We start from the raw sequence: 5,598 nt of genomic DNA, 5'->3' as shown, positions 1-5,598 counted from the left end.
AACTTACAAAATGTAAAATTATAGTATTTACATTTTTCTACTAATAGAACCAGTAAAGTCTTCAAATTCGTCTTTCACCTTTTTTAGCTCTTCTTCCACATCCTTAGTAATGCTTGTATCTAAGCCTTGTTTCTCTGCAGTTTTAGTAATTTCAGTTTTAATGTCGTTACTAGCATCTTTAAGCATACGCATGCCTTTGGCTAAACCACGTGCTATCTCAGGAATGTTTTTGGCACCAAAAATCATAACTACAGCAAGTATAATTAGAATTAACTCTTGACCTCCAATAAATAAAAATGTTGTTAACTGTATCACACTACAAATATAGTAAGTTGTTTTTTGTTTAAAACACTTTCAAAGTTAAAAAAAGCCTTTCAAAACTAAATTCTAAAAGGCTTTTATATAATTTAATAATAATTTTAAATTTTAAAATCACCATTTTTTTTATGTTCACTATTTTCATAGCGATCGATACATTTGTTTAATATGGTATAAGCTTCCTTTGCGTCTCCCCAACCACCAACATCTACTTTCTTTTTTTCTAAGTCTTTATATACTTGAAAAAAATGTGTAATTTCTTTTATTCTATGTGGATTCAAATCTTCAATATCATTATAACTATTCCAAATAGGATCTGTAACTGGTACACAAATTATTTTCTCGTCTGGTCCTTTTTCGTCTGCCATATGGAAAACACCTATTGGTTTTACTTCCATAACACACATTGGGAATGTAGGTTCGGTTCCCATTACCAAAACGTCTAATGGATCGCCATCTAATGCTAAAGTTTCTGGAATAAAACCGTAATCTCCTGGATACATCATGGATGAAAACAACATACGATCGAAGCGAATTTTATTTAATTCAAAATCGTATTCATACTTATTTCTACTCCCTTTTGGGATTTCTATTAAAACGTCGAACGTTAATTTTCCTGCTGGACTCATACTCTAATTCTTTATTTTTTACGCTGAAAAACCAATCGTTTTTCGGGCTGCAAAAGTACGAGAATATTTAGCTTCTAGCAAGGAATCTAGCCTTAGATTAAATATGATAACAATTTAATAAAGTTGAAAGTAAAAACACAAAAGCCTAAATTAAAATTAATGCTTTCGTGGTAAATAGACTATTTTTTTAGTTTCGTAAAACTCTTCATAATAGAAATCTGATATATTATAAATAGTAGCAGTTGTATAGCCCTGTAACTCTTCGTTTAAATCGCCACCTTTAAGATAAAGAATCCCATTTTTAAGGTTATTATCTTGATGTTTTGAGACTTTTCCTTTTACCCAATGTACAAACGTTGGCATAGCTGCAACTGCTCTACTTATTATAAAATCGTAAGTACCATTAATCTCTTCAACTCTAGTGTGTGTTGTTTTTACGTTTTGAAGACCTAAACCTTCTACAACTTCATTAACCACTTTTAGTTTCTTGGCAATACTATCTACCAAATGGAAATCGCACTCTGGAAATAGGATAGCCAAAGGAATCCCAGGAAAACCACCTCCTGTTCCAACATCCATAATCTTAGTATCGTCTTTAAAATCTATAATTTTTGCAATAGCAAGAGAATGAAGTACATGACGCAAATACAACTCGTCTATATCTTTTCTAGAAACTACGTTTATTTTTAAATTCCAATCTTGATATAAAGCTTCAAGTTTGGTAAACTTATCTATTTGATCTTGAGTAAGGTTTGGGAAATATTTTAAAATGAGTTCCATTGGAATTAAAATTTATGCGAAAATAGAAATTATTCTAACGTAATTTTATGAATTTCTCTATTACTTAGCATGCAATTATTAATTATCTTTGTTTAATAATATTCTTGGTACATTTCAAGTTATTATATAAACATAAAACACAATTTATGACAAAGCAAACATTAACTTTTTCAAGAACTGATTCTGCTAAGTTCTTTAAAACACTAAACAAACGTGTTAACAATCACTTTAAAGAGAATAACATAAAAAAAACAGGCAACTGGAAGTTATATACTAAAGCTATAGTAATGTTTACATTATTATTAGGTCCATTAGTTTTATTATTAACTGTCGATTTACCAACCTGGTTACAAGTAATATCTTTAATGGTTATTGGTGTTGGTATGGCTGGAGTAGGAATGAATGTTATGCACGATGCTAATCATGGTTCTTTTTCAAGTAAGAAATGGGTTAATAAATTAATGGGAAGTAGTATTCATATTATTTCTGGTAACGACTATAATTGGAAAGTACAACATAATGTTTTACACCATACTTATACTAATATTCAAGGACATGATGAAGATATTGATGCAGGTAGAATAATACGTTTTTCTAAACATTCTAAATGGCTAAAAATCCACCAATATCAAAAATATTATGCCTTTTTATTATACGGTTTATTAACAGTAAACTGGGCTATTACTACAGATTTTAAACAAACTTATGTTTATTTAAAAAGAAGATTATCTTATGGTGATTTTCCAAAACCTGCAACACAGTGGACTAAGCTAATTATTGGTAAACTATTATATTATTCTATTTGGGTAGTACTACCTATGATTTTAGGATATGCTTGGTGGCAAGTTTTAATAGGCTTTTTAATTATGCATTATACTGCAGGAATTATTTTAAGTGTTATTTTTCAATTAGCGCACGTTATGCCAAATACAGATATGCCGCTTCCAGATGAGAATGGCACCATGAAAAACACTTGGGCAATCCACCAATTATTTACAACGTCTAATTTCTCTCCAAAAAACTGGTTAGTAGAATTTTACACAGGTGGTTTAAACAGACAAGTAGAACATCATTTATTTGCACATATTAGCCATGTTCATTACAAAAATATAGCTAAAATAGTTAAAGAAACTGCTCAAGAATTTAGTTTACCATACAACGAGTACAACAGTATTTGGAAAGCTATTGGAGAGCACTATAACCAGTTAAAAGTCTTAGGTCAAAAACCAGGCATGGCTTAATTTACTAAATACTACTAACCAACAATTTCTAATGAACTTACTTTCAGAGAGAATAACCAATATGTCAACATCTGCTACTTTAGCGATGGCAGCAAAAGCAAGAGAACTAAGAGCCGAAGGCAAAGACATTATAGGTTTAAGTCTGGGAGAGCCAGATTTTAACACTCCAGACTTTATTAAAAACGCAGCTATAGATGCTGTTAACGAAAATTACAATTCTTACTCACCAGTAGATGGTTACGTAGAGTTAAAAGAAGCTGTAATAACAAAATTTAAACGTGATAATAATTTAACATATACATTGCCACAGGTAGTAGTTTCTACAGGTGCAAAACAGTCTTTATACAACATTGCACAGGTACTGTTAAATAAAGGAGACGAAGTTATTTTGCCCTGTCCTTATTGGGTTAGTTATAGCGATATTGTTAAAGTTGCAGAAGGTGTTCCAGTAGAAGTAAAAACATCTATTACAACAGATTTTAAAATGACAGCTTCGCAACTTGAAGCAGCCATTACACCAAAAACAAAAATGCTTTGGTTTAGCTCACCTTGTAACCCAAGTGGATCTTTATATAGTAAAGAAGAACTAGAAGCTTTAGCTTCAGTTTTAATAAAGCATCCAAATATTTATGTAGTTTCAGATGAGATCTATGAGCATATAAACTATACAGGAAAACCACACGCAAGTATGGCTAGTATTGATGGTATGTTTGATAGAACAATAACAGTAAACGGTGTATCCAAGGCTTTTGCCATGACAGGTTGGAGAGTTGGCTTTATTGGTGCTCCAGATTGGATTGCACGTGCCTGCAACAAAATGCAAGGTCAAGTAACAAGTGGTACAAACTGTATTGCACAGCGTGCTGTAATTAGCGCTTTAAATGCAGATCCAAGTACAGTAAATTATATGATAGACGAGTTTAAAACGCGTCGTGATATGGTTTTAAATTTATTGGATAGCATAGAAGGTTTTAAAACCAATACACCAGAAGGTGCTTTTTATGTGTTTCCAGATATTACTTTTTTCTTCGGAAAAACGTTGCGTGGAAAAACAATAAATAATGCTACAGATTTTTCTTTATATTTATTAGAAGAAGCGCTTGTTGCTACTGTAACAGGTGAAGCTTTTGGAAATCCAGATTGTATAAGAATAAGTTATGCTGCTTCTCAAGAACAGATTAAAGAAGCAGTAAAGAGAATTAAGACTGCTTTAGCTTAAGCTCTACTGTTTACAAAAATAGTTAAAGCCTCTAATTTATATTAGAGGCTTTTTTTATTATAATAAAATAAAGATAAAAACTGAAACTAAAATAAAAGTAAACCAAGTAAGACTAGACGTTTTTGCTGTTGTAATTCACTTTCACATTTAATTTTTTTCTAAATTCTTCTAATAGTTTCAGGTGTCGATTTTGGTAAATCGTATTCTGTTTTTTCTGTACTAGTATGCACAAAGCTAAATCGTTTCTCTTTACGCTTGCCAACCAATTTTCTATTAGCTTTTAAAGATTGGTTAGCTTGTATCATTGCTCCTTCTCCACCCATAAGCTCTAAGTATTATTCCGAAACTAATTCGGTATCAAACAATAAGTTAAATGAATAGATATATTAATTAAGAACTTGCAAATTCTAAATATCTATTTGGTTTAGCTAAAGTATTTATTATTCAACTAAAAAAGAAAAGCTGCTTTATATATAAGCAGCATTTTTATTAAAAATGTTACAGTTTTCAATATAAAAATAAAATACTATCTAAGAAAAAGAGAAACTTTATACAAAAGCAATAATGATTCCTACAAAGAAAATTAAAACTTTTAAACCTGTTTCTAAAAAACAACACGATTGAAATTGATTGCTTTTTACACGTTGCTTAATATTAAATAACGAAGGTGATTTAAAGCTTTTAAAATTAGCTTTTACAATGTTTTTATAATCCAAATTTAATATTCCCGAATAACTATTAATTGTAGTAGTTTCAATATTAGAATCTAAAACTAAAGTTAATGTAATTGATTGCATAATAATTGATGTATTGTGGTTATACTATTACACGATCTATTTAAGAAATTATAACAGCATATTATTTTACAACAAGCTATAAACCAACGGAAAGTTTTATTAAATCTAGAGAATTAAAGAATAAAAAAAATAGAAATTTATCTGTTTCGCCAAAAGAAAGGCGTCAATAATATTAAAACAGTAAAGAGCTCTAACCTTCCAATAAGCATTAAAAAAGAAGACCACCATTTGCCAATTGGTGGCAAAGCTGCATAATTATTAACAGGGCTAAAATCGCCTAATGCTGGACCTACATTTCCTAAGCTTGAAGCCGCTAAACCAATAGCAGATTCAAAGTCTATTTGCATCATAGAAAAACCTAAAGAACCAAATATAAATGATAAAAGATATAAAATAAAGAAACCTAAAACATTAAAAACAATAGCTCCAGAAACCGAACGTTTATTATAACGTACTGGCAAAATTGCGTTAGGATGTAATGCACGTTTAAATTCTACAAAACCATTTTTAATGGTAATTAAATGACGTACAATTTTTATACCTCCAGAAGTACTACCAGCAGATCCTCCAAGAAACATTAAACCAAAAAAGAAAAGCGTTAAAAAAGGTGTCCA

Annotated in this window: 8 protein-coding genes; 2 read left to right on the top strand and 6 right to left on the bottom strand. The window is 30.3% G+C overall.

The annotated features are described in order from the left end of the window. Positions 1–27 precede the first annotated feature (27 nt). The 3 genes from Q0C58_RS01435 to rsmG all read right to left on the bottom strand — a co-directional run bounded on the left by Q0C58_RS01435 (position 28) and on the right by rsmG (position 1,727). A complete protein-coding gene (locus Q0C58_RS01435) occupies positions 28–315 on the bottom strand; it encodes a twin-arginine translocase TatA/TatE family subunit (RefSeq protein ID WP_290696592.1) in 288 nt (95 codons plus the stop codon). A 104-nt stretch (positions 316–419) separates the two neighbouring features. Then, complete coding sequence (locus Q0C58_RS01430; RefSeq protein ID WP_290696590.1) at positions 420–947, bottom strand: inorganic diphosphatase; 528 nt, start codon at positions 945–947, stop codon at positions 420–422. Positions 948–1,103: 156 nt separating this feature from the next. Then, entirely contained in the window at positions 1,104–1,727 is a 624-nt protein-coding gene (gene rsmG / locus Q0C58_RS01425) for a 16S rRNA (guanine(527)-N(7))-methyltransferase RsmG (RefSeq protein ID WP_290696589.1), read from the bottom strand. Positions 1,728–1,873: 146 nt separating this feature from the next. On the opposite strand from rsmG, the gene Q0C58_RS01420 reads away from it, so the two are divergent. Then, positions 1,874–2,968, top strand: a complete 1,095-nt coding sequence (locus tag Q0C58_RS01420; protein WP_290696588.1) for an acyl-CoA desaturase — start codon at positions 1,874–1,876, stop codon at positions 2,966–2,968. 31 nt (positions 2,969–2,999) lie between these two features. Continuing rightward, entirely contained in the window at positions 3,000–4,187 is a 1,188-nt protein-coding gene (locus Q0C58_RS01415; RefSeq protein WP_290696587.1) for a pyridoxal phosphate-dependent aminotransferase, read from the top strand. 158 nt (positions 4,188–4,345) lie between these two features. Here Q0C58_RS01415 and Q0C58_RS01410 read toward each other — a convergent pair whose 3' ends face one another. The 3 genes from Q0C58_RS01410 to Q0C58_RS01400 all read right to left on the bottom strand — a co-directional run. After that, positions 4,346–4,510 (bottom strand): hypothetical protein, encoded by a 165-nt coding sequence (locus Q0C58_RS01410; protein WP_290696586.1) that lies wholly within the window; start codon positions 4,508–4,510, stop codon positions 4,346–4,348. Between the two features lie 225 nt (positions 4,511–4,735). Continuing rightward, complete coding sequence (locus tag Q0C58_RS01405) at positions 4,736–4,984, bottom strand: hypothetical protein (protein WP_290696584.1); 249 nt, start codon at positions 4,982–4,984, stop codon at positions 4,736–4,738. 137 nt (positions 4,985–5,121) lie between these two features. Continuing rightward, positions 5,122–5,598, bottom strand: a 477-nt coding sequence (locus tag Q0C58_RS01400) for a potassium transporter TrkG (RefSeq protein WP_290696582.1), incomplete at its 5' end; no start/stop codon positions are given.

Origin of the sequence: Lacinutrix sp., assembly GCF_023299985.1 — a bacterium.
Taxonomy (GTDB): Bacteria; Bacteroidota; Bacteroidia; order Flavobacteriales; family Flavobacteriaceae; genus Lacinutrix.
The sequence above is the reverse complement of the archived record's forward strand: the minus strand, read 5'-3'. Positions and strand labels throughout refer to the sequence as shown.

Coding starts and splice junctions, on each gene's coding strand:
- Q0C58_RS01405 (WP_290696584.1), bottom strand. CDS start 4,984: ATGCAATCAATTACATTAACTTTAGTTTTAGATTCTAATATTGAAACT.
- Q0C58_RS01420 (WP_290696588.1), top strand. CDS start 1,874: ATGACAAAGCAAACATTAACTTTTTCAAGAACTGATTCTGCTAAGTTC.
- Q0C58_RS01410 (WP_290696586.1), bottom strand. CDS start 4,510: ATGGGTGGAGAAGGAGCAATGATACAAGCTAACCAATCTTTAAAAGCT.
- Q0C58_RS01430 (WP_290696590.1), bottom strand. CDS start 947: ATGAGTCCAGCAGGAAAATTAACGTTCGACGTTTTAATAGAAATCCCA.
- Q0C58_RS01415 (WP_290696587.1), top strand. CDS start 3,000: ATGAACTTACTTTCAGAGAGAATAACCAATATGTCAACATCTGCTACT.
- rsmG (WP_290696589.1), bottom strand. CDS start 1,727: ATGGAACTCATTTTAAAATATTTCCCAAACCTTACTCAAGATCAAATA.